Genomic DNA, 22,023 nt, shown 5'->3' on the forward strand with positions numbered 1-22,023 from the left:
TCCCATCCCGAACACGGCCGTTAAGACCCCTAGCGCCGATGGTACTGCGTCTTAAGGCGTGGGAGAGTAGGTCGCTGCCCGGTCTGCACGATAGATCCAATATCCTCCACAAATATCAAAACAATCAAACCGTCGCTCACGCGGCGGTTTTTTTGTGCCCGAACCCAAGCCTGAAACTCTCACCGGCCCACGCCGGCAAAGTGTCAGACCGCCTGGATTTATGACCAACCGGAAAACACAACCGTGCGAGCGGCAGGCCGATCGAAATGGGCTTGCCAGTCCGTGCCCTGTCCGGCTCGATGCTCATTGCGGAGATGGACAAGGCAGGGCGCGCCTTCCATCGGTCGGTGTTTCACCGGTGCGAAAGCGCTGCAGGATGACGGGTCAGACCGGTAATGAGAGGATGTCATGTGGGGGTTTTATTGGAGCAGATTGTTCGGGATCATCCTGTTGACGATCAATCTGCTCGCATTTCTGAGCACGTCGGAATGGGTCGTAAGCGGTTCGGTTCTGAACCAAGCCGTGGACGCTTGGGGCCAGATCTGCCGGTGGGGATTTACCCCAATTGACGCAGTAGTTGTTCCGCTTGGCTTTGAGGTGACAGAGCAGGAGCGCTTGGCCCTGACGGTCATGTTGTTGATTTTTCTGCCGGGCGCGTTCGTGAAGAATGCGAATGGCGAACGCAGTCTGAGTGGCATGTCGATCGCCATCGGGTTTAGCCTTATGGGTTTTGCCTGGATGGTTTTTGATGATGCCATCGATCCTGACAACTCGGTGATGCCTTTGCTGGATCCCGAGCGCCAATTGGTCGCCATGCTCAGCCTTTTGGGTTTGATCGTGTGGATTACAAAATTGATTTATTTTGACTTCGAGATGTCGGGTAAAGGGTACTCAGTTGGCAGGAGCACGCGAATGCTTCTGTCCATAGATGGCAGCTATCTCCGAATTTTCGGAAGCTATGTTGTCAATTTGATCGGGGCCTTGCTGATCTTACTGGGCCTGGGGATGGCGGGTCTGCTTACGATCGCGAATTGACCGATAAGGCGTCCTGGCTGACAAGCCATACAGGAACAGACCCGCGCGGAACGCGCCCATCCCCAACCACGCCAGTGATCAATTGGCGTGCGGGAAATCGCTGTATAATCTTGTCTCCAAAATTGGGGGGAATGAATGTCGATTTTTCAACCTGTGTCCTATCACCTCAAAAACCTGACACGGTTTGAGGGCCGGGATTCGCTCGCTGTTTTCCTGCCGTGGGGAATGGTGGGTGTCCAGGTGTTGGGATTTGCGATGATCCTGGCGATCGCACCGGTCATCCTCGAGGTCGCAGGAATCGTCACCGGCCTGTTCGGCGGGCAAGCCTGGATCGTGTCCACGGCGCTCGTCCTGCTGGTCATCCTTGGCCAGATTGCGCTCATGGGCGCGTCAATCACGCGGCGCCTGCATGATAGTGGGCGCAGCCTTGCCTGGGCTGTGCCACCGGCTGTCTTGCTGACGCTGGTTGGCAGCCTGATGCCCCGCCAATTCGCACAGCTCCCGGCCAATGGTGCGGCACCAGACGGTTTCTACGCATTGATGGGCCTCATATTGATCTATCTGCTGTCGGTCTTGCCGCTGATTGGCCTTCTGGGGGCAAATGGCAGCGGTGAACCCAACCGGTATGGCCCGCCGCCAGCTGGCAAGTGACACGAAAAGGACCGATCGGCAGCCCGCTCTTTCCTGTTCGTCCTGTCACACCCGGTCTCAGCGCACACAAGCAATTTACGGGCGGGAATTGACCGTTTCGCTGCTGGAATGGGACGGGCGCGATGCCGCGGCCCCGGGGGCGCTGTGTACCGCGACCGCGTGCAAGACGGTATGCCAGCTCAGCCTTGATCATGTCAGTGAGGATGTCGCACGGTCGCTGCAATTGGTGCGGCACTGACGCATCCGCCGGGCCTGCGCCGCCCGATCAGATCCGCTCGCGCAACCACAGGCTGGCGATCACCTTGACCCCTTCAGTGACGGGTTCGCCGGCGTGCAGACTGGTTTTCTCGCAGCTGCCGTCGGCGGCGACATTGTCAAAGCTCAGGGCATCGCCGCGCCGGCCGGTCCAGCGCACATCAAGCCGCGGGAAGACCGTGTCCCCGCCGGTGAACTCCTCATTCAGGCGTACCAGCGAGGTCGAGACCCGCTGGCCGCGCGCCTTGATGTCCGTGGCGGCATGACCGCCGGAGTCGGCGATGAAGTCGAAATGGGCCCGGTACTCCTCGCCCGGCCGGTAGACGATCACCGCCAGCGCTTCGCCATGCCGGGCCGGCTGGCCGGCAAGGCAGGCCATGCGTGACTTGATCGCCCAAGAGACGAGATCCATCGCCTGTTCCGGCATCGGCGCGGTCAATGAGCTGCGATAGGGATCGTTTTCCAGCTCGCCACTCTTGGGATTGATGATCTGGGCCGGCTTGAGCAGCGGCGCCGCGCCGACCGTAAGGTAATCGCAGGCGCTCGGCGCGATTGCACCGACCCAGCGCTCGATGCGGGGACTGGTGTTGAGACGGTCCGTCGCCGGTGGCGCCGAGGCGAGGGCTTCGGCGATACGGGTGAGGGCGATGTCTGTGTCTTGCGGTACTGCAAAGCCGGCGCTGGCTGGCGCCGCGTCGAGCTTGGCGCAGTGATGCATCAGCCCGCCGGCCATCGGGTGGCCTGAGCGCGCGAGATTGGGGCCGAGATCATCGAGGCAGGCAAAGCGCTCGCCGGCTTCCAGGGCTTCGCGCATCAAGGCTGCGATGGCGAGACCGGACCCGGCGCGGCCGGCCTGGTCCAGCCAGGCCCGGCCGGTCTCTGTTTCGCCCGCCATGATCGCCAGCAGGCCGAGCTCCGTCCGGGCCACCCAGTCGCCGGCCTCGGCCTCGGCTTGCCGCGTCTCGAGGGCGCCCGCCCAGTCCGCGACATCATGACCGATCCCGGCGGCGCGGAAATAGGCGCGGTGCCGGTTGCGCATCACGCTATCCGGTGCGGTGTCGAGGGCGATCCGGACCCGACGGGCTGAATCGGGGCCCGCTTCGGGCAGGCCGCTGAACTGGACCAGCAGGCCCATGGCGGCTTCATCGCCGTCGCAAGTGGCCCGTTCGGCGGCGGAAATGGCGTCGTTATGACGGCCGGCATGCCAGTCTTGCAGAGCGGACCGGGCGATCTGGCTGGGGGGTGTCGAGGCTTGGGTCATGGGGGCCAGTTTAAACCCTGCTTTTGAAAGCTGGCCAAGCGCAGCTATGCTGTTGACCGTACACGGATGTCAGCTTACACACGCGCTCCCGGCACACACCGCCCACCAGAGGCGCTGACCCGGAAGACCCTGATGCGGGGTGGAGCAGTCCGGTAGCTCGTCAGGCTCATAACCTGAAGGTCGTAGGTTCAAATCCTACCCCCGCACCCATTGAAAACCCCGCGCTGTTGGCGCGGGGTTTTTTGGTTTTGGGCGCCTGTCGCATTTGTCTCCATGGCGGATGAGCGATTACCTGTCCCCGGTCGTCAATCCCATCCGCGTCGCATGCCAGCTGGCCTCTGCGCGTGAGGAGATGCCCAGCTTTCGGTAGATTGACTTGATATGGCTGGCGACCGTGCTCTCGGCCAGCTCGAGCGCTGTGGCGACGTCGATATTGCGCAGGCCACGACCGATCAGGCCAAGCACTTCCTTTTCGCGTGTGGTGAGGTCTTCTTCCGGGTCGGCGGCCGGGCCGGTGAAGCGGAAATGTTCCATGATGCGGCGGGCGATTGACGGCGACAGGGCCGGGGTGCCGTCGGCCAGCTGCACCAGCTGCCGGGTCAGTATTTCGGCGGTGTGTTCCTTGAGGAGGTAGCCTTGTGCGCCCGCTGACAGGGCAGCGACAATATGTGCGTCGTCACCCATTATGGTAGTCACGATCGGGATGGCGTCCGGGCAGACCAGACGCAGGCTGCGCAGGACTTCAAGGCCGGACCCGTCGGGCAGGCCCAGGTCGATCAGGGCGATGTCGCAGTCCTGGCGGGCGGCGGCGGCGAGGCCGGAGCGCATGCTGTCAGCCTCCTCAATCCGGCAGTCGGTGAATGCGGCCCGGGCAATGTCGCCAAGCCAGCGGCGCGTTTCGGCGACATCTTCAACAATCAGAATACGGGTCATCCGTGGGCCTCCTCGCAGGATGGAGTCGGCGGGTTTGACGTCACGGGCGCGAGCGGGAAGCACAGGCAAATCTGCGTGCCGCCGGTGCCGCCATCCAGGGTCAGTTCGCCCTTCAGGCTCTGTGAGCGGCTTTGCATATTGGCCAGACCGTGGCCGCGACCGGTCCGGACCGATGGCAGGCCGCGCCCGTCATCGGCCATCACAACGCGGGCGACATCGCCCTCGCGGGTGGCGCGGACCCGCATCGTCTTGGCGCCGGAATGCTTGATCGTGTTGCTGACGGCTTCCCGGATAACCGAGCGCAGGGCGTGCGTGCCCCCGGTCGACAGGCTGGGCGTCGCGCCGATATCCATCTCCCAATCGAGCGCGATGCCGACAGCGCCGAGCCGGTCAGCGGTTTCGACTCGCAGATCGGCCAGTGTTTCATCCAGATCAAGACCGGGCGTGGACGCATTGTTGATGATGTCGCGCAGGTCGGTCAGCGTCTCGCGGATCATCAGGTCCTTGCGCTCTCGATCAGCCGAGTGCAGGGCGCCGAGCAATTGGGCACCGATATTGTCGTGCATGTCGCGAGCGATGCGGCCACGCTCCTCGGCGACGCCGCGATCATAGGCGTCACGGCTCGCCTCGGCGTGCGCCATCAGGTCGATCAGGCGACGGGCGAGGTCGCGCTGCGCTGGCCCGAACAGGCCGCGCCCTGCCCATGGATAGCGCAGGATGAGTGGCGGGATCCCGGTCATGGCCGGCAGTCGGAGGGTCAATCCCTCTTCGGCGATCTCGGGCGCATCCACCGGCGCCGGGTCGAGGGTTGTTTCCAGCGGGTTGAAGGTTTCGGTGACGAGCTGGGCCCAGCGTTCCGCCCGGCGACGGCGCGATGCTTCCAGCGCCACGGCCACGACGGCGCCGAACAACTCGTCTTCGCGCAACCGGCTGCGCGGCATGAAGCGCCGGGCCAGGCCATCACGGAGCGGCAGATAGGCGAAGGCGATAAACAGCAAGGACAGGCCGAAGGCCGATCCCGGCCCGATCGGAAACAGGAAAATGAGCGCCGCGTCCAAAGCCACCAGAACAGCTGTGCCGGCGGCGTAAAACAGGATGCGAAACGCCCATTCACCCAGTTCAAACAAGCGGTAGCGGCGCAGGCCCGCCGCCACCCCGATATAGATCAGGCCGAAAAAGCAAAAAGCGTACTCGGCTGTCAGGAGGGGCGGGTATCCGAATGTATTGGGCACCGCATTGAGAACGATAAAGCCACCTGCGCCGAACAGGACGGCAAGACCGAACCAGACCGTGATGGCTCGGGCCGTCGGGGCATGCCGCGCGGCAATGTATTGCGCCGCGACAGCGAGCATGATCCCGACCATTTCCAGGGTCGTGATGAGATGGACGCTCGCCAGGTGGCCGGCGAGATGTCCGGACAGGGCAAGCAGGGTCCAAAGGCCGAAGATGACGCCGATGATCGCCGCCAGGATGCGCCCGTGTTTGAGATGACCGGGATAGACCAGGAAGAGGGCGATGAAGATGATGCCGAAAGCCGATGCGCCGCTCGCATTGAGCATCAACACCATGCGGAAGCTGGCATCAGCGAGACCGCTGGCGTGCACGTCGAGCGCGGCTGCGGCAAATGTGAAGGTCAGTGTGGCGAGGCCCGACAGTGCGAACAGGCGCGTCGCCAGGTCCCGCGGTCGCAAGGCCCAGACCCATCCTGACAGAATGGCGGCGCCGAAGCCGACAATCAGTTGCGGCCAGAGCTTGGCGGGCTGAGCAACGAGTGGCCGGATATCGCTGCCGGGCGCGACCGGTCGGATGGCCAGCCACAACACCGCAGCCAGGGCCGTCAGGCTGATGATGGCGATCAGCATGAGGCGCATGGCCGGCGCGGTCAGGACAGGCCCGGTTTTCATGGCATTTGGCTTTGCATCTGTCCCCGTCGCGCGATCGCTGGCCACCCTGTCCTCGCTGCCTGTCTGATCGCTTGATCATAACCCGCAGCGACGGCCGACCCGCTCCCCTGAACGGGGGATGGCCGAGTCTATTACAGCGCCATATCGTCCTGAAATCCACTGGGGAACCCGCGCCGCCCGATGCTGCTTGCGGGTGGTGCCCTGACCAGGCTGCCCGCCTCATCGGGCCGTCCTATTCGATCAGGAAGGGGTGACCGCAGCTGGCACCGCGCAGGAAAAGGTCGGCTTCGGCCAGGTGCAGGCCCAATTCTTCGGTCAAGCTGGTAAACTGTTCGACCAGTCCGCCAAGCAGGCCATCGCTCCGCAAGGACAGGCCGAGGGCCGAGGCGTTGACGCCGACCCCTGAACTGGCGGTAGCGGGTGTCCCGTTGGCAATATGGGTCTGGTTCATGCGCACATGCTGACGACGTCCTGATCCCAGATCGACACTCAGCAATGGTCGTCTTGACGTGCGGCTCTCGACGACCAGCCGGGCCGGGCGGGTTTCAACGTCGAAACGGGCATCAATGCGACCATTCGAGCGACAGGAAAGACGGGTGAGTTCGGCGTTGGCTTGGGCCGCCTCGAGCCGGACATCGACGTCGGCCAGGCCGAGCCGGGTTTGCGTCAGAAGATGGAGTTGACGGGTTTCGGCAACGGCGCCTGGATAGCTCGCCGCTCCCATTGGCGGCGACTGCGGTCGTTCTCCGATCGCGAGCGAGAGCGCGGCCAGGCCGGCATCAAGATCCAGGGCGAGCTGATGCTCTGAATTGGCGGCGTAGGCGGTGGCCTCGATCAGGTCCAAGGCCGACATTTCAGTGCCCAGAGGACCGTCCAGATAGGGCATGCGGGTGATGGCCTCGGCGGAGAACAAATCCCCGAGGCGGATGGGCGGCAGGTTTTGCAAGGCGCGTCCCGCGAGCCGGTCGAGAATGGACGGCCCGTCGTCGCCGCTCAATTGGCGGACTGCACTCAGGACGGCGCCGGGTGGAATGTCTGTCGCCAGCAATTGTTCGTAGGTCAGGGCCTGCAAGCGGGTTTCGGCGGCGACCAGGTTGAGGAATGACAGGCTGTCGATGCGGACATCGGCCAGTGCTTCATAATCCATCGCGTCGATCCGCCCGTCATAGCCGATCAGTGCCGCGAGCAGATCACCGGTAACGCCGCCTTCGACGCGGGCGAGCCGGGAACCGATGGCGAAGGATGCGGTATCACGACGCGCCGCGGCGGCCTCGGCCAACAGACGTGAAATCCGTGTCTCACCGTCTTCGTTGATGAGCCGGGCATGCAAGTCAACACGCACGGCATTGATGCGAGACGTGGCGGGATGGAATCGGTCCTGCGGGGCGAGGTCCGGGTCCGGCGTGTAGCGGCCGGTCGTGAGGATGGGCTGGTAGCGCGCGGCATTCAGGCCTTGGTCGGCGATGACCTGTCGGGCGAATTCGGTCGAGTAGTCCTGGTCACGTACGGCCATGAGGGCAATGAGGTCGGCCAGTGCCTGCATTTTGCGGTCTTCGAGATAGCGCAGGCCGTGGTCAAGAATGGAGGCCATCAGGATCGCGATCACGCCCAGCGTCAGGGCGTACATCGGAACGATGGAGCCGCGCTCGTCGTGGAAGAAGTGGCGCATCTCAACTGCCCCCGTTCCGAATGACCTGACGATAGATGTATGGGCTTGCCGGCAGCGGCAGCAGGCCCTCGAAAACGTAGGCGGGGTGCGACTCGACCGAATAGGTGATCAGGACTTCGGTGAACTGGCCGTCATCGTTGATGCGAAGTTCCGCGTCGGCGGGGTTGAGTAGCGGGTAGGCGTCGAGCTTGGCGTCAAAATGGCTGCGCGCGAGCTGTTGGCGTTCCTGGCTGGCAAGGCCGGGTATCGTCGCGCGCCCGGTCTCGGCGATCAGGTGCTGCAGGCTCAGATGGGTCGAAAACACCAGCCCGTAGGCGATGATCCCGAACAGGATCAGGATGGCCAGTGGTGAGAGGATGGCGAATTCCACCGCGCTCGCACCGGAGGTGCCGCGGAAGCGGGCAAGGGTGCGGACGCAAGAGCGAAGTACGACAATATGGCTCTTGTGCCGCCGATCAGACAAACGGGCAGTCATGCGCGTTTCCTCCGGGCGGTTAAGCTTCTTTGTGCTCTCATTGTGCTGCTTCGGCTCAATGTAAGGTAGTCTCATATAGTATGAGGGCTAATGAATTCTGAATCGCGTTGCCTATTACAACCGAATATTGTGAGGTGGTGTTGAAAATTTCCAGAAAAATCAACGAACTTGGTTATGTTGAGGGGATCAATCAAAGCGTGTCTTGTGTGATGGGCGTCACGCAGCGAAGTGTCTGGAACCCGGCTTGCAGGGGGTAACGGCCTGCCAGATGGGTGGCGAGGCCAGCTATGTGTTGGGTGCGTGGCGAGGAGTAGACCGGTGGCGCAGGATTTGGCATCACGGATATGATTGCTGTGAGGGCCGTTCGCGCATGCACATGACGCATATCATTATTGACGACTTTCTTCCCGAGCCGGAACGGGTTCGGCAGGCTGCATTGTCGTTGACGTATCCGCCGCGCCCGGAACGGGCGTCGTACCCCGGGCGCAATGCGGCGACGGCCCTCAATCTTGATGGCATCGAGCAATTGGTCGGGCAGATCGTTCACGAGCGAGTTGCACCGGCGCCGCAGTCTTCGCACGCAGTGCCACGTCTGGCGCTTGACGGTGATGGCAGCAGGGCCAGCGTGCACATAGACTTCAATCACTGGTCGGCGATGATTTTCCTGACCCGGCCGGAGCATTGTGTCGGCGGCACGCATTTTTTTCGCCACCGCGCGACCGGTTGGGACCGGGCGCCGGTTTTTCCGGGCGAAGCGGAAGCCAAGGGATTCAAAAATGCTGATGACGCCGTACGAAGCATTCTGGCGGCGGACCAGCAGGATCGGTCCAAGTGGGAAGAAACCATGATCGCCCCGATGCGCTATAATCGTATCGTCCTGTTTCGGGGATATATGTGGCATGATGCCGGCGTCTCATTTGGCGATACGCCGGAAAACGGCCGTCTCATCCTGCCGCTCTTTTTCGAAAATACCGAGGTGGGTTAGGCTGGCTCCCCGAGAAGGCGGGCGAGTTCGCCGAGCTCATTCCGGAGATCATGAGACCGCGCCGGGCGGTTCAGCGCGGCTTTCAGCATCGGGGGCAATTTGATCGATTGGCCGATCAGGGGTTCGACGGTGTCCGCAAACTTGGCCGGGTGGGCCGTGGCGCCAATTAGCCAATGGCGGGCTGCGCGGTCGACATCATCCAGTCGGTGCCAGGCTTCCAGCGCTGTCGCCGTGTGCGGGCAGGCGACATAGCCGGTCTGGTCATGGATGGTCCGGATCCGGTGGCGAATATCATTGTCCTCAACCCGTTCGACCCGCGCGACCTGACCGGCCGGCATGTCGCTGAGGCGTTCGAAATTGCTCGGTGCGCCGACATCCATGGCATTGGCCAGGGTCGCGATCGAAGCGCGGCCGGCATAATCCCCGCCTGCAAACCAGTCCGCCAGCGTGGCGTTGGCATTGGTGGCGAGGATGATCGGTCCGATCGGCAGACCGCAGGCGCGCGCCAGGATGGCGGCGAAGGCATTGCCCAGATTACCGGTCGGGATGATGAGGCCGGGCGCGGTTCCGGTCTCGGCAAATGTGTCGAGGGCAGCGCGCGCCCAGTAACTCATCTGCGGCAGGAAGCGGCCGATGCTGATCGAATTGGCGGAGGTCAGATTGTGCCGGGTGGCGAGCGCGGTGTCGGCGAAGGCTGATTTCACCAGCGCTTGACAGGCATCAAAATCCGCACTGACCCGGGCCGCCTCGACCGGGGCCTTCCAGCAGCATAGCTGGTGCTCCTGAAAGGGAGAGATGCGCCCGGCCGGAAACAGGATGATGGCGCGCGTGCCGGTAACGCCTTCAGCGGCGCAACCGACAGCGCCGCCGGTATCGCCTGATGTGGCGACCAGAACGGTGGCCGGCGCATCGGTGTTTTGACCGAGAGCGCCGAAGGCGCGAAACAGGAAGCGGGCCCCGAAATCCTTGAATGCGCCGGTCGGGCCGTGAAAGAGTTCCAGGCAATCGGGGGCCGTGTCGTCAGTCCCAATGCGCACTCGCGGCACCGGGAAATCGAACGCGTCGGCGCAGATACCAGGAACAGCGCCGTCGAGTTCGCTGTCGGTGAAGAAGGGGCTGAGCAGGCGTCCGGCCAGTGAAGCCAGGTCCGGCGTGTCGGAAAAATCGGCTGGCGAGAAATGCGGCAGGCTTTGCGGCATGTAGAGACCGCCATCGGGCGCCACCCCGGCGCGTAGCGCTTGGCCGGCATCCACGATTGGTGCTTGTCCCCGGGTCGAACGGTATTTCATTCCACGGACTCCACACGCAGGCCGGCCGAGTCGATCGGCGCGTCATAGGCATTGGCGTCACAATTGCCGGCCCTGAAAGCAGCCGCCATCGCCGCTTCGACGGCGGGCAGGTCGGCTTCCAGGGCCCACGCGAAGACGGACGGACCGGAGCCGGAGAAGGAGCAGCCGAGCGCACCGGCCTCGATCGCGGCAGCTTGCACGGCGGCCAGTTCGGGCAGGAGTGGCAGGCGTTGTGGCTCGATGAAAATGTCCGTCAGTCCGGCGCGAACCAGGTCAAGATCATTGATCGCGCAGCCAGCGACAAAACTGGCGATATTGCGGGCATGCTCGACCGCGATGTCCTTGCCGATCTGCGGCGCCAACAGTTCGCGGGCGCGCTGGGTTTCCACCTTGCGATCTGGATGGAACAGGATGCAGGCGACCCCGGCGGGCAGCGGCAGGCGGCGGATCAGCGGCGGATCAAGGCGGCCCGCGACGACCAGCCCGCCCATCAGGGCGGCCATGACATTGTCCCAGGGCGGCGGATCGGCGGAGACTTTCTCGCCTTCCATTGCCAGCGGCAGGAGGTCGGACAGGCTGAAGGGCGAGCCGAGCAGGGCATTCACTGCGCCGGCGGCGGCCACCGCCGAAGCGGCGGACCCGCCCATGCCGGCGCTCAACGGTACGCCCTTGTGAATGTCGACCGTGATGCCGCAGGGCGCTCCGGCTTTTTGCAGGACGGCGTTCGCTGCTGCCAGGGCGCAATTGTCGGACACCGCTTCGGGCAGGTGTTCGACCAAGCCGGACACGTGGCCCAGGCGGACGCCGGCTTGCTTGTCGCGGCGCACCGTGACGGTGTCGCGTACGGCGTCGAAGGCGAGGCCGAGCACGTCAAACCCGACACCGACATTTCCGATACTGGCCGGTGCGCTTGCGCACGCCAGCTTTGGTTTTTGGCTCATGCCACCGTCCTCGTGGACATTCGACGGATATGGCTAAGCGGATTCTCGGGCATGTGCGATGCCGCCTTGGCGGGCAGGACGGTGTCGCGCTGGATATCCATGATATCGGCGAAGACGGCTTCGGCCGTCGGCCAGCGGCCGGCGCCCTTGCCGAACACGCCGAGTTGGCCGCCGGGCAGGTTGAGCAGGGCGCCATTGCCTTCATTGACCAGACCGGCGAGCGGGTGGTCCGGCGCCAGCGCTTGGATCTCGACCTTGGCTTCCACGCGGCCATCGCGGGTGGTGGAGCAGCGGGCCACCTGTTTGAAGACAAGGCCCTTCTCATTGACCGCGGCGATGCGGTCGGCGGACAAATCACTCAGACTCTCTCGGCTGATCTGATCGGGGTGGAGCGCGACGCCAAAGGCATGGCGCACCAGGATGGCAAGCTTGTCGGCGGCGTCATAGCCGTCGATATCGGCGCTGGGATCCGCCTCGGCAAATCCCAGCCGTTGGGCTTCGGCGACGGCTTCGGCCAGTGGTACGCCAAGTCCGAGCTGTCCGAGCACGAAATTACAGGTGCCGTTGAGCACGCCTTCGACCGAGAGCAGCGTGTCTTCAGCGGCCAGCAGGTCGACAATTTCGAGGATCGGCACGCCGCCGCCAATGGTCGCAGAATAGCGCAGCGAGCGGCCGTTTTCCTGTGCGAGTTGGTGCAGGCGGTCGAAATCCAGCGCCATGACGGCCTTGTTGGCTGTCACCAGATGCGCGCCCTCGCGCAGCACGCTTTGCGACAGCGAGCGTGCGAGGCCGGTGCCACCAATCGTCTCGACCACGATATCGGGATCACCGGCCAACGCCTCGGCGGGATCGGCTGTGAATTGCAAGGCGACGGGCGCGCCGACACGGTGTTGATCCGGATCACGGACCAGGACCGGGTTGAGCGAGAAACGGCCCGGATGGGCGAGGAGATGGGCGCAAACGCCGGCGCCGACAGCGCCATGTCCCAATACCGCAACCTTCAACGGTTTGGCCGCCACGCCGCCGCCGGCGCGCTTTTCGACAGCGGCGATGCGTGTGGCGTAGGGGCGCCCCAGGGCGGCGACTTCGATCACCACATTTTGCTCTTTGGCGCGGGTGATTGCCTTGTCCTGTACGAGGCCGCGGCTGACCTTGGCGGCTTCGTCATAGTCCAGCTGATCGAGCCGTTTGGCATTGGCGACCTTGGCCGGATCGTCGGTATAGACCCCGTCGACATCCTTGATCAGACGCACCCGGTCGGCGCCCAGCCAGTGGGCGAACTCGACCGCGGTCAGATCCGTGCCGCCCCGACCCAGGGTGACCGGCCCGTCCGCACCATCGCCAAAGAAGCCCGGTGCGACGATGACGTCTACGGCACCAAAGCGCGCCAGCACACGCCCGGCGTCCAGCCCGGTCAGATTGGCATCGAGGGCTTCGCCTTCGGCGCGCAGCCCCATCTCATGCGGATCAAGCACGGCCGAGGGGATGCCGGAGCGTTCGAGTGCCAATCCCATGAGGGCCGCCGACTTCAACTCACCGCAGCGGACCAGGCGGGCCAGAAGGGCGTCGGAACAGCCTTGGCCGACATCATTGCCGACGCCGAACAGGGCATCGGTCTCGCCATCAAGGGCGGAGACGACAGCGACCACTTTCTCGCCGGCGCGGACATGCCGGTAAATCTCGTGCGCAGCGCGGGCATAGTCGTCCGGCGTGAACAGGACGGAGCTGCCGAATTTCAACACGCAAAGCTTGAGCGGTCGTTTGGGGAGTTCTGGCTGGGGTTGGTCTGGCAAGGCCATGGGTCGGGTCCTTCGGGTCGGGTCGGTTGGATGTCGGGTTGGGTTTGATGGTTAGGGCTGAAATTCGGACATGAAAAAACCCGCGTCCGGTGAGGGAGCGGGTTCGGTGTGTTGCGGTTTGTCTGGTTCCGCTACGCCACGCCGGCCGCCCCCCTGGTCCAGGAGGTGGTCGTGATAATCATGGTCGTGGTACCGAGGCCGCCATCGATGGCGCAGCCGGTCACGGCCGGGCCCGAAAGGGTCGGCTGGAGGCTGCTGATCATGTCCATGGCGTTGGCCATATCGACAAGTCCTTCGGTAGGCGGGCGACAGCACGATTGCTGCGCCTGCAAAACTTGATGACAAGAAGTGCGCAAAAATTTCGCGCCGTCAAACCCTTTTTGGCAGAAATTCTGTAATCGGGTGTTAAAGGTCACACCCCGGGGCAAGATTTTCTCCGCAGCGCGCGGGCTGGTCGCCATGATCGTGCTGGGGCAAGCTTGAGCCATTCGGCCCGGCTGCGCATCCTGTGACGCTGCGTCGCGATCGGGAGACTGCCATGATCCGCATCATCCTGTCCGTCCTGGCGGGCGTCATCGTCGGCGGGATTGTGACCGGCCTGCTCGAAGCCGTCGGTCATCTGGCCATGCCCTTGCCGGAAGGACTGCTGCCGGAGGATATGAGCGATGCCGATGCCATGCGCGCCGCCATGGCCCAGGTGCCGGATATCAATCGCTTGGCGGTTGTCGCGGCCTGGGCTGGCGGTGCCCTCGCGGCGGGCTGGGTGACCAGCACCGTCGCGCGCTCCCATCATCTCGCCCTCTCCATGATGGCGGGTGGCGGCCTGCTTTTCGCGGGATTGAGCAATCTCATCTTCATCCCCAGCCCGCTCTGGATGTGGGCGGCCGGGCTGGCGGTCTTCCTGCCCATGGCCTGGCTGGGACACAGGCTGGCGCCAAAGCGCGGCTGAGCTCAGGTCGCGCGGAGCGGTTCTGTCTTGTTGTGCGCCCGAGGCTCCACGCCTTGAACGCTTCCCTCGACACAAAGAAAAAGCCCCCAAACCACCGTCATCCTGACGAAAGTCAGGACCCAGTCTGCGACGCACGCTGTTGCCCGGCTTGGCCAAGCCGGGACCGCGAGCCTGGGTCCCGGCCTTCGCCGGGATGACGGTAGTTAACGGCGCGAACGAGGATGATTGGTAGCCCCGGATAGGCGGGCGGCGGCCCACCCAGCCCAGAGAAAAAGCCCCGACCAACCGGCCGGGGCTTTGTCGTGTTCGCGTGTGACGCCAGGCCTACTCGGCCGCAGTCAGCTCGCGCACTTTCGGAGCGGCCGCGCGAACGTAAGGCGCCACATGAGCCTCGAAGATCTTGAAGTTTTCGTTGAACATGGCGACCAGTTGGGCTGCGCGGGCGTCATAGGCGGCGCTGTCCGGCCAGGTCGAGCGCGGGTCGAGGATGCCGTCATCGACACCGGGCACGGCGATCGGGACCATGAAGCCGAAATTCGGGTCTTCACGGAAGGCAGCCGCGTTGAGTGACCCGTCGAGCGCTGCGTTGAGCAGGGCGCGCGTGGCCTTGATCGGCATGCGGTGACCGGTGCCGTAGGCGCCGCTCGTCCAGCCGGTGTTGACCAGCCAGCAATCGACATCGTGCTCGGCGATCAGCTCGCGCAGCAGGGCGCCGTATTCCGACGGGTGACGCGGCATGAAGGGCGCGCCGAAACAGGTCGAGAAGGTGGCTGACGGCTCGGTCACGCCTTTCTCGGTGCCGGCCACCTTGGCGGTATAGCCGGACAGGAAGTGATACATCGCCTGGGCCGGGGTCAGCTTGGCGATCGGCGGCATGATGCCGAAGGCGTCGCAGGTCAGCATGACGACGTTCTTCGGGTGTCCGCAGCGACCGGTTGCCGAGGCATTGGGAATGGCCGAGAGCGGATAGGCGCCGCGGCTGTTCTCGGCAAGGCTGTCATCATCAAGATCAAGGATGCGGGTTTCCGGATCCATGACGACGTTTTCCAGCACCGTGCCCCACATCTTGGTGGTGGCGTGAATTTCCGGTTCGGCCTCGGCCGACAGACGGATCATCTTGGCGTAGCAACCGCCCTCGAAATTGAACAATCCGTTGGGCGACCAGCCATGCTCGTCATCGCCAACCAGCGTGCGGCTGGCATCGGCGGAGAGTGTCGTCTTGCCGGTACCGGACAGGCCGAAGAAAATCGCGGCATCGCTGCCGTCTTCCTTTGCATTGACCGAGCAGTGCATCGGCATGACGCCCTTGGCCGGCAGCAGATAGTTGAGGATGGTGAAGACCGATTTCTTGGTTTCGCCGGCATAGGAGGTGCCGCCGATCAGCACCATGCGGCGCTCGAAATCGACGCCGATCACGGTCTCGGAGCGACAGCCATGGCGCGACGGGTCGGCCTTGAAGCTGGGCAGGTTGATGATGGTGAACTCGGCTGCAAAATCCGCATATTCCTCGGCAGCGGGAATGCGCAGGAGGTGGCGGATGAAGAGCGAGTGCCAGGCCAGCTCGTTGACCACGCGGACCGGAAGGCGGTGATCGAGGTCGGCGCCGCCGAACAATTGCTGGACGAAGAGTTCCTTGCCCGCCATGTGGGCCTGGAAGTCGGTCCACAGGGCATCGAAATGCTCTGGCGAGATGGCGGCATTGTTATCCCACCACACCTGGGTCTCGGTGGCGTCATCGCGCACCGTGAACTTGTCCTTGGCGGAGCGGCCGGTATGGGCACCGGTCTTCACGACCAGGGCGCCGCCTTCGGCGACTTCGGCTTCGCCGCGCTGGACCGCTTCCTGGTAGAGGCGCGCCTCGTTCCAGTTCAGGTTGATCGTGCCGGCCTGGATTCCCAGTGTTGCGAGACCGCCGTCAAGACGTTCGGACTTTGACATGTTTTTCCTAACCCCCAGTGCGCCCGCGACGTCGTTTGGTGCGTCGTCGGGCGGGTCACCCGTTATTCCCGATACCGCTTTGAAACGATGCAGGCCGGGCCTTGTTTTCTGGCGGAAGCAAGTCACTTGCCAGTCCCGCCAAATACTCATGGTATGGGGCCGGTAGCAGATCGACAATGTCCAGAAAAGCCAAAAAGGCACGGCTCGAAAACGCAACAGAGGTGGGAGAAGTTCATGTTATCGCGAACATTTTTTGCGATCATCGCAAATTTTGCTTTTCTTTGCAGCAACATCGCAGAGGCCCAGTCCGAAGCGGTCTCGCAAGACCAGGAGCGGCATTTTCTTCAACTCGCGCTCGACTGCGTTGATCGGGAATACCCGAACAAGATCTCGCATGTGCTGCAGTCCGACACGGACGCCCTGACACCCCGTGCCTTGCACCCGGCCTTTTATGGGTGTTTTGACTGGCATTCCGCCGTGCACGGCCATTGGCTGATCGTCAGGCTGTTGCGCGGCGGGCTGGATGCGGAGGCGGAGGTGGCCGCGACCACCGCGCTTGATGCGCATCTCAACACGGCGGCGATCGCTGGCGAAGTCGCCTATTTCCAGGCCGAGGGCCGGGCCTCGTTCGAGCGGCCCTATGGCCTCGCTTGGCTGCTCCAATTGGGGGCTGAGCTGCGCGAGTGGGACGATCCGCGCGCGCGCCGCTGGTCGCAGGCCCTGGCCCCGCTGGAAGCGGTGATTGCCGATCGTTATCGCAGCTGGCTGCCCAACCTGGCTTATCCGGTCCGGATCGGGACGCATAACCAGTCTGCATTCGGATTTGCCCTGGCGCTGGACTGGGCCCGCACAGCGGGCGATGCGGAATTGGAGGGCATGTTGGTCGATGCGAGCCTGCGGTTTCATCGCGAGGATCGGGCCTGTCCGATCCGCTATGAACCGTCCGGTGAGGACTTCCTGTCACCCTGCCTGATGGAAGCCGACCTGATGCGGCGCGTGCTCGATCAAGCGGATTTCGCGGCTTGGCTGACCGGATTTCTGCCCGACATCCCTCATGACGGCTCAGCCGACTGGCTGGAGCCGGGCGTCGTGCTGGATGCCAGCGACGGCAAGCTGGTTCATCTCGACGGTGTGAACCTGTCGCGCGCGTGGAATCTCGAGGCGATCGCCGACTCGCTGCCAGCGGATGATCCGCGTCGCGACAGTCTGATGGCGGCCTCGGCGCGGCATGCCGCGTCCGGCATCGCCTCGGTGACGGGGGATGACTATGCCGGCGGTCACTGGCTCGCCAGTTTCGCAACCTATCTGGTGACCGGTCGCGCGCTCGACATCCCGCGCTGAGCACGCGTCAGTCCGGCAGCGGAATATGCTCGCTTTCGCCGGGCGGCAGGGTGAAGCGGCCATCGGCCGGAAAGCCGGCCTCGGCGGCGCGGGTCCAGTCGCGTCGGGCCTGGTCGATACCGTCCTGGCTCGCCGCGACGAAATTCCAGTTGATGTGGCGCGGGCCAAGCGTGGCGCCGCCGCACAGCATGACACGGCTGTCGGCCTGTGCCTCCAGGCGGCCCGTCGTGTCATCGGCCAGCACCGCCATCTCCCCCGGGGCAATCGCTTCACCGTCCAGGGTAACATCGCCCTCGACCAGATAGACCGCTTTCTCGGTGTGTTCGATGTCGAGGTCGACAGCGCTGCCCGCCGGCATTTCGCCATGCAGGTAGAATATCGGTGAGAAGACTTCCACCGGGGCCTCAATGCCCCAGGCATTGCCCAGGATCAGGCGGAAGCGGGCACCGCCACGCTCAAACTCGGGCAGGCTGGCGCCGGGGTGGTGAAAAAAGGCCGGTGCCATGTCCTGCTTGTCCTCGGGCAGGGCGACCCAGGTCTGGATTCCATACATGTGGTGACCGGCGGCGCGTTCCGTGTCAGGCGTGCGTTCGGAATGCACCACGCCATGCCCGGCCGTCATCCAGTTCACATCGCCCGGGCGAATGACAAGGTCTTCGCCGAGGCTGTCGCGGTGTTCCATCGCCCCCTCGAACAGATAGGTGACCGTGGCGAGGCCGATATGCGGGTGGGGCCGCACATCGATTCCCTTGCCCGGGGCGAACTGCGCCGGTCCCATCTGGTCGAAGAAGATGAACGGGCCGACCATGCGACGCTTGGCGAAGGGCAGGACACGCCGGACTTCGAACCCGCCGAGATCGCGTGTTCTGCCAGCGAATTTGTGTTCGATCTGTCCGGCCATTGTCTGTCCTCCGACTGAAATTGACTTCCTGGCGCGCACCGGCGTGGCTTGCGCCTGTCGCTGCGGCCTCCATAGTGACGCCCGAACTGTGTCGGGAGGACTTCATGAAATCAATTATCGCGCTTGGAATGACAGTGTTTCTGTCGGCGGAAACACTGGGCCAGGACGGGTTCTCGCTGCCGGCTGACAAGGCTGAAACGGCACAGGCACTGATCGAAACCGCGCTCGAAAGCGATCTGGCCTATGAGATCGTCGAATCGCTGACGACACAGGTCGGGCCGCGCCTGGCCGGATCGGAAGCGGAAGCCCGCGGGCGGGCCTGGGGTGAGGCGCTCGGACGCGAGCTGGGCTTTGACCGCGTCAGCATCGAAGAATTCACCATGCCCTATTGGGAGCGTGGCGAGATGGAAATCGTCATGACCGCGCCTTATGAGCAGGCGCTGTATGGCTCTGCTCTGGGTGGATCCGGGCGGTCGCCGCGACTGGGTGCCGTCAATGCCGAGATCGTCTATTTCCGCAATATCGACGCCCTGACCGCCATTGAAGACGGGGCGCTCGACGGCAAGATCGCCTTTGTCGACGGCGATGCCATGGTGCCGAGTCAGACAGGCGCCGGCTACGGGCCGTCAAACCAGCGTCGCCGGATCGGCTGGCAGCATGCCGAACGCGGCGGCGCCGACGCGCTGGTCGTGCGCTCGGTCGGCTCGGACAGTCACCGCATGCCGCACACCGGCATGATGAGTTCGCAGGATGGCGAATGGGCCGAGATCCCGGTGATTGCGATCTCCAATCCTGATGCCGACCATCTGCGCCGCCTGCACAATTCCGGTGAGGCGATCGAGATGCGGATACGCTCGACCGCCGGTTGGCGCGGTGAAGTGACGAGCGGCAATGTCGTGCTGGACCTGATCGGCCGGGAACTCCCGGACGAGATTGTTGTCATCGGTGGCCATCTCGACAGCTGGGATGAGGGCACCGGTGCGGTTGATGACGGCGCCGGCGTTGCCATCACGACAGCTGCGGCCGCACTGATCGCGCAATTGCCGGAACGCCCGCGTCGTACGATCCGTGTCGTCATGTGGGGGGCCGAAGAAGTTGGTCTGCTGGGCGCGCGTGCCTATGCCGAACAACATGCGGACGAGATCGCCAATCATGTGCTCGCCACCGAATCTGATTTTGGTGCCCGCTCGATCTGGCAATTGGTCTCGAATGTGTCCGAAGAGGGCACGCCGGCGATCGATGCGGTCGGTGACATTATCGGTCCGCTTGGCATCATCCGTGGTGGTTCGAACGTGCCCGGCGGTGGCCCGGATGTGATCCCGCTGGCCATGCAGGGCGTCCCGACCGTGCGTCTCAACCAGAACGGAACCGATTATTTCGACCTGCACCACACGCCGGACGATACGCTCGACAAGATCGATCCGGACGAGTTGGCGCAGAATGTCGCGGCCTATGCGGCGCTGGTTTATCTGGCTGCGGAGGTCGATGTCGACTTCCGCACCAGCAGCGACGAATAACGCCGCGATACAACCTGAAATCATGTCGTGATAGGAGCGGGCTACCTGTGGCGGCCCGCTCCTTTCGTTATGCCCCGATCTTGCCCTGATTGATCCAGATTTCAGCGCAATCCGTCCCGCTTTCGTCGCATTGAAGAATTACGCATTAATCATTCGGTCGCTGGGGGGCGTCGGATTCGAGGGACAAAACCAACCCGACCAATACGTCCGTCTGGGACAGGTCGATGGGGGATCCGATGCGCACGACGAACGGCAAGACCAAACGCAAGCCTTGGTTTTCCTACATCCTGATTATCATCGCGCTCGCCAGCGTCATCACGCTGTTCAATTCCGGCGCGCTCAATGCCGGCCGCGGCAGTTTCGGCCTCTTTGTGACCGATCTGTTCGACACGGTTCTAACCGGAACTGCTGACGCCGAACCGGAGCAGCCGACGGCCGTGACGCTCGCTGATGTCGGTGAGAGCGACGGCCTCTTCATCTCAGGCTACCCGTCCTACGCCACCGTCAACCTGCCGGTCGTCCGTGATACGCCGGTCGACCAGGTCCGGCTGGTGCTGCAGGGCACGCAGGACCTGTCGGAAACGGCGATTGCGGCCATGCGGGTCGTGGTCAATGGCGAGCGTGTGCTGGAACGTGTCCTTGTACCCGGCACCCGCGAATTCCGTTGGGTCATCGCCTTGCCGGAAAGCGCCTTGCACGGCCAGGAACTCAATGTCGGCATCCAGCTGCATGGCGATCTGCCCGACGCGTTGTGTCACAATGACCGCTCGATCGGCGCCGTGGTCACGCTGGATTCGCGGTCCGGCATCGAAATGGATCTCAATCGTGCGGTCTCTTCCATGCGCGACGTGGTCAATCTCCTGCCGGCCGAAGTGACGATCGCCGTCCCGGCGACAGGTGAGACGGATTTCGTGCCGCTGGCCCTGCGGCTCGGCGCGCGCATGACGCAGCGCGGCTATACCGTGAAATTCATGGATCTGGAGGCGCTTGACCGGTACCGGATCGGATCGCGCGGTCTGATCCTGCTGGGCACCAGCGAGCAGCTGGCCGAGGAAGGGTTTGATCGGTATGTGGGCAATGCCGGGCATGGCGGTGCGGCGACGCTTTGGCGCCAGGGCGATTTCGTCCATCTCGGCCTGACCGATGCCAGTCGTACCGATGTCGCCGACTTCATCACCTCCGACATGTTGCCGATTGCCCGCACGGCCTTTGTCTCACCGTCGCAATTCGTTGAGTCGCGGGGCAATGAGTTGATGACCCGGTTCGGCGATATCGGTGTCGACACCTCGATCCAGCGGATCTCGGAATCGCGCAGCTGGGACATTGGCTATGGCCTGGCCAGCCTGCCGGATGGTCGGGTGCCGGACCGTCTGCGCCTGGCGATCCGCCTGCCGGAAGGCCCCGGTGACTTCACCAATCTGGTTCACACGGAACTCAATGGCGTGCTGATCGACAGCCGTCACATGGAGACCGGTCGTCTCAATACATTCACCCTGAACCTGCCGCACGAGGTGCAGAATCTGCGCAATGACCTGCGGGTCTCGGTGCAGCGCCACCGCGAGGCCGGGGGATGCACCATCACGGCGCGCCGCTATCCGGTCCAGCTGCTGCCCGAATCCGGCTTCCTCTACGACGAGGAGACGGTTCCGCTGGCCGGTCTCGCCGGACTGCCGAACCTGTTCCGCGACAGTGTCGCCCTGCGTTTCCCGTCCGGCCTGTCGGGCAATGAACGACTGGCGGCGATGGAACTGGGTTCGGAAGTGGTTGCGAGTTTCGTCCCGCTGACGTCGCGGATCGATTTTGGTTATGTCGACCCCGTTGCGGGGCAGGGCAATGTCGCGATGGAGCCTTTCATCGCCATCAATCATGCGCCGTCCAATGTCGAACTGCCGATCAGCATCGACGGGGACCGTATCGAGATGCGGGGGACCCGCCGTGTGAACAGTGCCGAGATCCGCTCGGTCTCAAATGTCGCCATCCTGCAGGCCGTGACCGCAGCGCTTGCTCGTCCGCGTCCGGGGCAGCTGGACCGGGTGGTCGCCGTGCCGGGCCTGGTGGCGCATGCATTCGACACGCCGCCCTCGCTGATGTCCTCGCCGATCGGGCAGGAACACGTCGCAGTGGTGCATGATGAAGGTGCCGTCCTGACCCTCGATTGAGAGGGCGGGGCGGGCCGGTCT

At 63.8% G+C, this 22,023-nt stretch carries 19 protein-coding genes, 1 tRNA gene and 1 rRNA gene; 10 read left to right on the forward strand and 11 right to left on the reverse strand.

All coding sequences use genetic code 11. The features are described 5' to 3' along the window. The 4 genes from rrf to AWH62_RS16975 all read left to right on the forward strand — a co-directional run. Nucleotides 1–83 (forward strand): 5S ribosomal RNA (gene rrf, locus AWH62_RS05565); the annotation flags it as partial. A gap of 367 nt (nt 84–450) precedes the next feature. After that, nucleotides 451–1,035: a hypothetical protein gene (locus tag AWH62_RS05570; protein ID WP_143742941.1), complete on the forward strand. Its 585-nt coding sequence runs from the start codon at nt 451–453 to the stop codon at nt 1,033–1,035. A gap of 135 nt (nt 1,036–1,170) precedes the next feature. Then, the gene (locus tag AWH62_RS05575) at nt 1,171–1,686 is read left to right on the forward strand and encodes a DUF805 domain-containing protein (protein WP_075189500.1); all 516 of its coding nucleotides are present in this window, start codon (nt 1,171–1,173) and stop codon (nt 1,684–1,686) included. Nucleotides 1,687–1,774: 88 nt separating this feature from the next. Beyond that, on the forward strand, nt 1,775–1,924 hold the full coding sequence (locus AWH62_RS16975; RefSeq protein ID WP_158025573.1) for a hypothetical protein: 150 nt from the start codon (nt 1,775–1,777) through the stop codon (nt 1,922–1,924). 27 nt (nt 1,925–1,951) lie between these two features. Here AWH62_RS16975 and AWH62_RS05580 read toward each other — a convergent pair whose 3' ends face one another. Continuing rightward, on the reverse strand, nt 1,952–3,202 hold the full coding sequence (locus AWH62_RS05580; protein ID WP_075189501.1) for a 2OG-Fe(II) oxygenase: 1,251 nt from the start codon (nt 3,200–3,202) through the stop codon (nt 1,952–1,954). 133 nt (nt 3,203–3,335) lie between these two features. Here AWH62_RS05580 and AWH62_RS05585 point away from each other — a divergent pair. Next, nucleotides 3,336–3,412 (forward strand) — tRNA-Met (locus AWH62_RS05585). A 78-nt stretch (nt 3,413–3,490) separates the two neighbouring features. On the opposite strand, the gene AWH62_RS05590 is transcribed toward AWH62_RS05585, so the two are convergent. The 4 genes from AWH62_RS05590 to AWH62_RS05605 form a co-directional block, all read right to left on the reverse strand. Then, nucleotides 3,491–4,135 carry a response regulator transcription factor gene (locus AWH62_RS05590; RefSeq protein WP_075189502.1) on the reverse strand — a complete coding sequence of 215 codons (645 nt, stop codon included), beginning with the start codon at nt 4,133–4,135 and terminating at the stop codon, nt 3,491–3,493. Then, nucleotides 4,132–6,039, reverse strand: coding sequence for an ATP-binding protein (locus AWH62_RS05595; RefSeq protein ID WP_075189503.1), 1,908 nt, complete (start codon nt 6,037–6,039; stop codon nt 4,132–4,134). Before AWH62_RS05595 ends, AWH62_RS05590 begins: the two co-directional genes overlap by 4 nt. A 232-nt stretch (nt 6,040–6,271) precedes the next feature. Then, complete coding sequence (locus AWH62_RS05600; RefSeq protein ID WP_075189504.1) at nt 6,272–7,708, reverse strand: hypothetical protein; 1,437 nt, start codon at nt 7,706–7,708, stop codon at nt 6,272–6,274. A gap of 1 nt (nt 7,709) precedes the next feature. Beyond that, nucleotides 7,710–8,183 (reverse strand): TadE/TadG family type IV pilus assembly protein, encoded by a 474-nt coding sequence (locus tag AWH62_RS05605; RefSeq protein WP_075189505.1) that lies wholly within the window; start codon nt 8,181–8,183, stop codon nt 7,710–7,712. Nucleotides 8,184–8,451: 268 nt separating this feature from the next. Between AWH62_RS05605 and AWH62_RS05610 the strand changes: the two genes are divergently transcribed. Next, entirely contained in the window at nt 8,452–9,168 is a 717-nt protein-coding gene (locus AWH62_RS05610; RefSeq protein WP_143742942.1) for a DUF6445 family protein, read from the forward strand. On the opposite strand, the gene thrC is transcribed toward AWH62_RS05610, so the two are convergent. The 4 genes from thrC to AWH62_RS16760 form a co-directional block, all read right to left on the reverse strand. Then, nucleotides 9,165–10,457 (reverse strand): threonine synthase, encoded by a 1,293-nt coding sequence (gene thrC, locus AWH62_RS05615; RefSeq protein WP_075189507.1) that lies wholly within the window; start codon nt 10,455–10,457, stop codon nt 9,165–9,167. The two genes, AWH62_RS05610 and thrC, sit on opposite strands and share 4 nt — an antisense overlap. Next, nucleotides 10,454–11,398 (reverse strand): homoserine kinase, encoded by a 945-nt coding sequence (locus AWH62_RS05620; protein WP_075189508.1) that lies wholly within the window; start codon nt 11,396–11,398, stop codon nt 10,454–10,456. Before AWH62_RS05620 ends, thrC begins: the two co-directional genes overlap by 4 nt. Next, complete coding sequence (locus tag AWH62_RS05625) at nt 11,395–13,197, reverse strand: homoserine dehydrogenase (RefSeq protein ID WP_075189509.1); 1,803 nt, start codon at nt 13,195–13,197, stop codon at nt 11,395–11,397. Before AWH62_RS05625 ends, AWH62_RS05620 begins: the two co-directional genes overlap by 4 nt. Before the next feature lie 131 nt (nt 13,198–13,328). Then, the gene (locus AWH62_RS16760; RefSeq protein ID WP_143742943.1) at nt 13,329–13,658 is read right to left on the reverse strand and encodes a hypothetical protein; all 330 of its coding nucleotides are present in this window, start codon (nt 13,656–13,658) and stop codon (nt 13,329–13,331) included. A gap of 77 nt (nt 13,659–13,735) precedes the next feature. On the opposite strand from AWH62_RS16760, the gene AWH62_RS05630 reads away from it, so the two are divergent. Continuing rightward, nucleotides 13,736–14,146 (forward strand): hypothetical protein, encoded by a 411-nt coding sequence (locus tag AWH62_RS05630; protein ID WP_143742944.1) that lies wholly within the window; start codon nt 13,736–13,738, stop codon nt 14,144–14,146. Nucleotides 14,147–14,470: 324 nt separating this feature from the next. On the opposite strand, the gene AWH62_RS05635 is transcribed toward AWH62_RS05630, so the two are convergent. Continuing rightward, the gene (locus AWH62_RS05635) at nt 14,471–16,084 is read right to left on the reverse strand and encodes a phosphoenolpyruvate carboxykinase (protein WP_075189511.1); all 1,614 of its coding nucleotides are present in this window, start codon (nt 16,082–16,084) and stop codon (nt 14,471–14,473) included. Nucleotides 16,085–16,318: 234 nt separating this feature from the next. Here AWH62_RS05635 and AWH62_RS05640 point away from each other — a divergent pair, with 234 nt between their 5' ends. After that, nucleotides 16,319–17,425, forward strand: a complete 1,107-nt coding sequence (locus tag AWH62_RS05640) for a DUF2891 domain-containing protein (protein ID WP_075189512.1) — start codon at nt 16,319–16,321, stop codon at nt 17,423–17,425. A gap of 7 nt (nt 17,426–17,432) precedes the next feature. Here the strand turns inward: AWH62_RS05640 and AWH62_RS05645 are convergent, their stop codons facing one another. Then, the gene (locus AWH62_RS05645) at nt 17,433–18,326 is read right to left on the reverse strand and encodes a pirin family protein (protein WP_075189513.1); all 894 of its coding nucleotides are present in this window, start codon (nt 18,324–18,326) and stop codon (nt 17,433–17,435) included. Between the two features lie 104 nt (nt 18,327–18,430). On the opposite strand from AWH62_RS05645, the gene AWH62_RS05650 reads away from it, so the two are divergent. Continuing rightward, nucleotides 18,431–19,843, forward strand: coding sequence for a M20/M25/M40 family metallo-hydrolase (locus AWH62_RS05650; RefSeq protein WP_143742945.1), 1,413 nt, complete (start codon nt 18,431–18,433; stop codon nt 19,841–19,843). 236 nt (nt 19,844–20,079) lie between these two features. Then, the gene (locus AWH62_RS05655; RefSeq protein WP_075189515.1) at nt 20,080–22,002 is read left to right on the forward strand and encodes a hypothetical protein; all 1,923 of its coding nucleotides are present in this window, start codon (nt 20,080–20,082) and stop codon (nt 22,000–22,002) included. Nucleotides 22,003–22,023: the final 21 nt, after the last annotated feature.

This window comes from Maricaulis sp. W15 (genome assembly GCF_001924955.1).
Taxonomy (GTDB): Bacteria; Pseudomonadota; Alphaproteobacteria; order Caulobacterales; family Maricaulaceae; genus Maricaulis; species Maricaulis maris.

What these genes read in the sequence shown, in the direction of transcription:
- AWH62_RS05575 (WP_075189500.1), top strand. Translation starts at nt 1,171, where the DNA reads ATGTCGATTTTTCAACCTGTGTCCTATCACCTCAAAAACCTGACACGG.
- AWH62_RS05580 (WP_075189501.1), bottom strand. Translation starts at nt 3,202, where the DNA reads ATGACCCAAGCCTCGACACCCCCCAGCCAGATCGCCCGGTCCGCTCTG.
- AWH62_RS05590 (WP_075189502.1), bottom strand. Translation starts at nt 4,135, where the DNA reads ATGACCCGTATTCTGATTGTTGAAGATGTCGCCGAAACGCGCCGCTGG.
- AWH62_RS05595 (WP_075189503.1), bottom strand. Translation starts at nt 6,039, where the DNA reads ATGAAAACCGGGCCTGTCCTGACCGCGCCGGCCATGCGCCTCATGCTG.
- AWH62_RS05600 (WP_075189504.1), bottom strand. Translation starts at nt 7,708, where the DNA reads ATGCGCCACTTCTTCCACGACGAGCGCGGCTCCATCGTTCCGATGTAC.
- AWH62_RS05605 (WP_075189505.1), bottom strand. Translation starts at nt 8,183, where the DNA reads ATGACTGCCCGTTTGTCTGATCGGCGGCACAAGAGCCATATTGTCGTA.
- AWH62_RS05610 (WP_143742942.1), top strand. Translation starts at nt 8,452, where the DNA reads ATGGGTGGCGAGGCCAGCTATGTGTTGGGTGCGTGGCGAGGAGTAGAC.
- thrC (WP_075189507.1), bottom strand. Translation starts at nt 10,457, where the DNA reads ATGAAATACCGTTCGACCCGGGGACAAGCACCAATCGTGGATGCCGGC.
- AWH62_RS05620 (WP_075189508.1), bottom strand. Translation starts at nt 11,398, where the DNA reads ATGAGCCAAAAACCAAAGCTGGCGTGCGCAAGCGCACCGGCCAGTATC.
- AWH62_RS05625 (WP_075189509.1), bottom strand. Translation starts at nt 13,197, where the DNA reads ATGGCCTTGCCAGACCAACCCCAGCCAGAACTCCCCAAACGACCGCTC.
- AWH62_RS16760 (WP_143742943.1), bottom strand. Translation starts at nt 13,658, where the DNA reads ATGGCGACCAGCCCGCGCGCTGCGGAGAAAATCTTGCCCCGGGGTGTG.
- AWH62_RS05630 (WP_143742944.1), top strand. Translation starts at nt 13,736, where the DNA reads ATGATCCGCATCATCCTGTCCGTCCTGGCGGGCGTCATCGTCGGCGGG.
- AWH62_RS05635 (WP_075189511.1), bottom strand. Translation starts at nt 16,084, where the DNA reads ATGTCAAAGTCCGAACGTCTTGACGGCGGTCTCGCAACACTGGGAATC.
- AWH62_RS05640 (WP_075189512.1), top strand. Translation starts at nt 16,319, where the DNA reads ATGTTATCGCGAACATTTTTTGCGATCATCGCAAATTTTGCTTTTCTT.
- AWH62_RS05645 (WP_075189513.1), bottom strand. Translation starts at nt 18,326, where the DNA reads ATGGCCGGACAGATCGAACACAAATTCGCTGGCAGAACACGCGATCTC.
- AWH62_RS05650 (WP_143742945.1), top strand. Translation starts at nt 18,431, where the DNA reads ATGAAATCAATTATCGCGCTTGGAATGACAGTGTTTCTGTCGGCGGAA.
- AWH62_RS05655 (WP_075189515.1), top strand. Translation starts at nt 20,080, where the DNA reads ATGCGCACGACGAACGGCAAGACCAAACGCAAGCCTTGGTTTTCCTAC.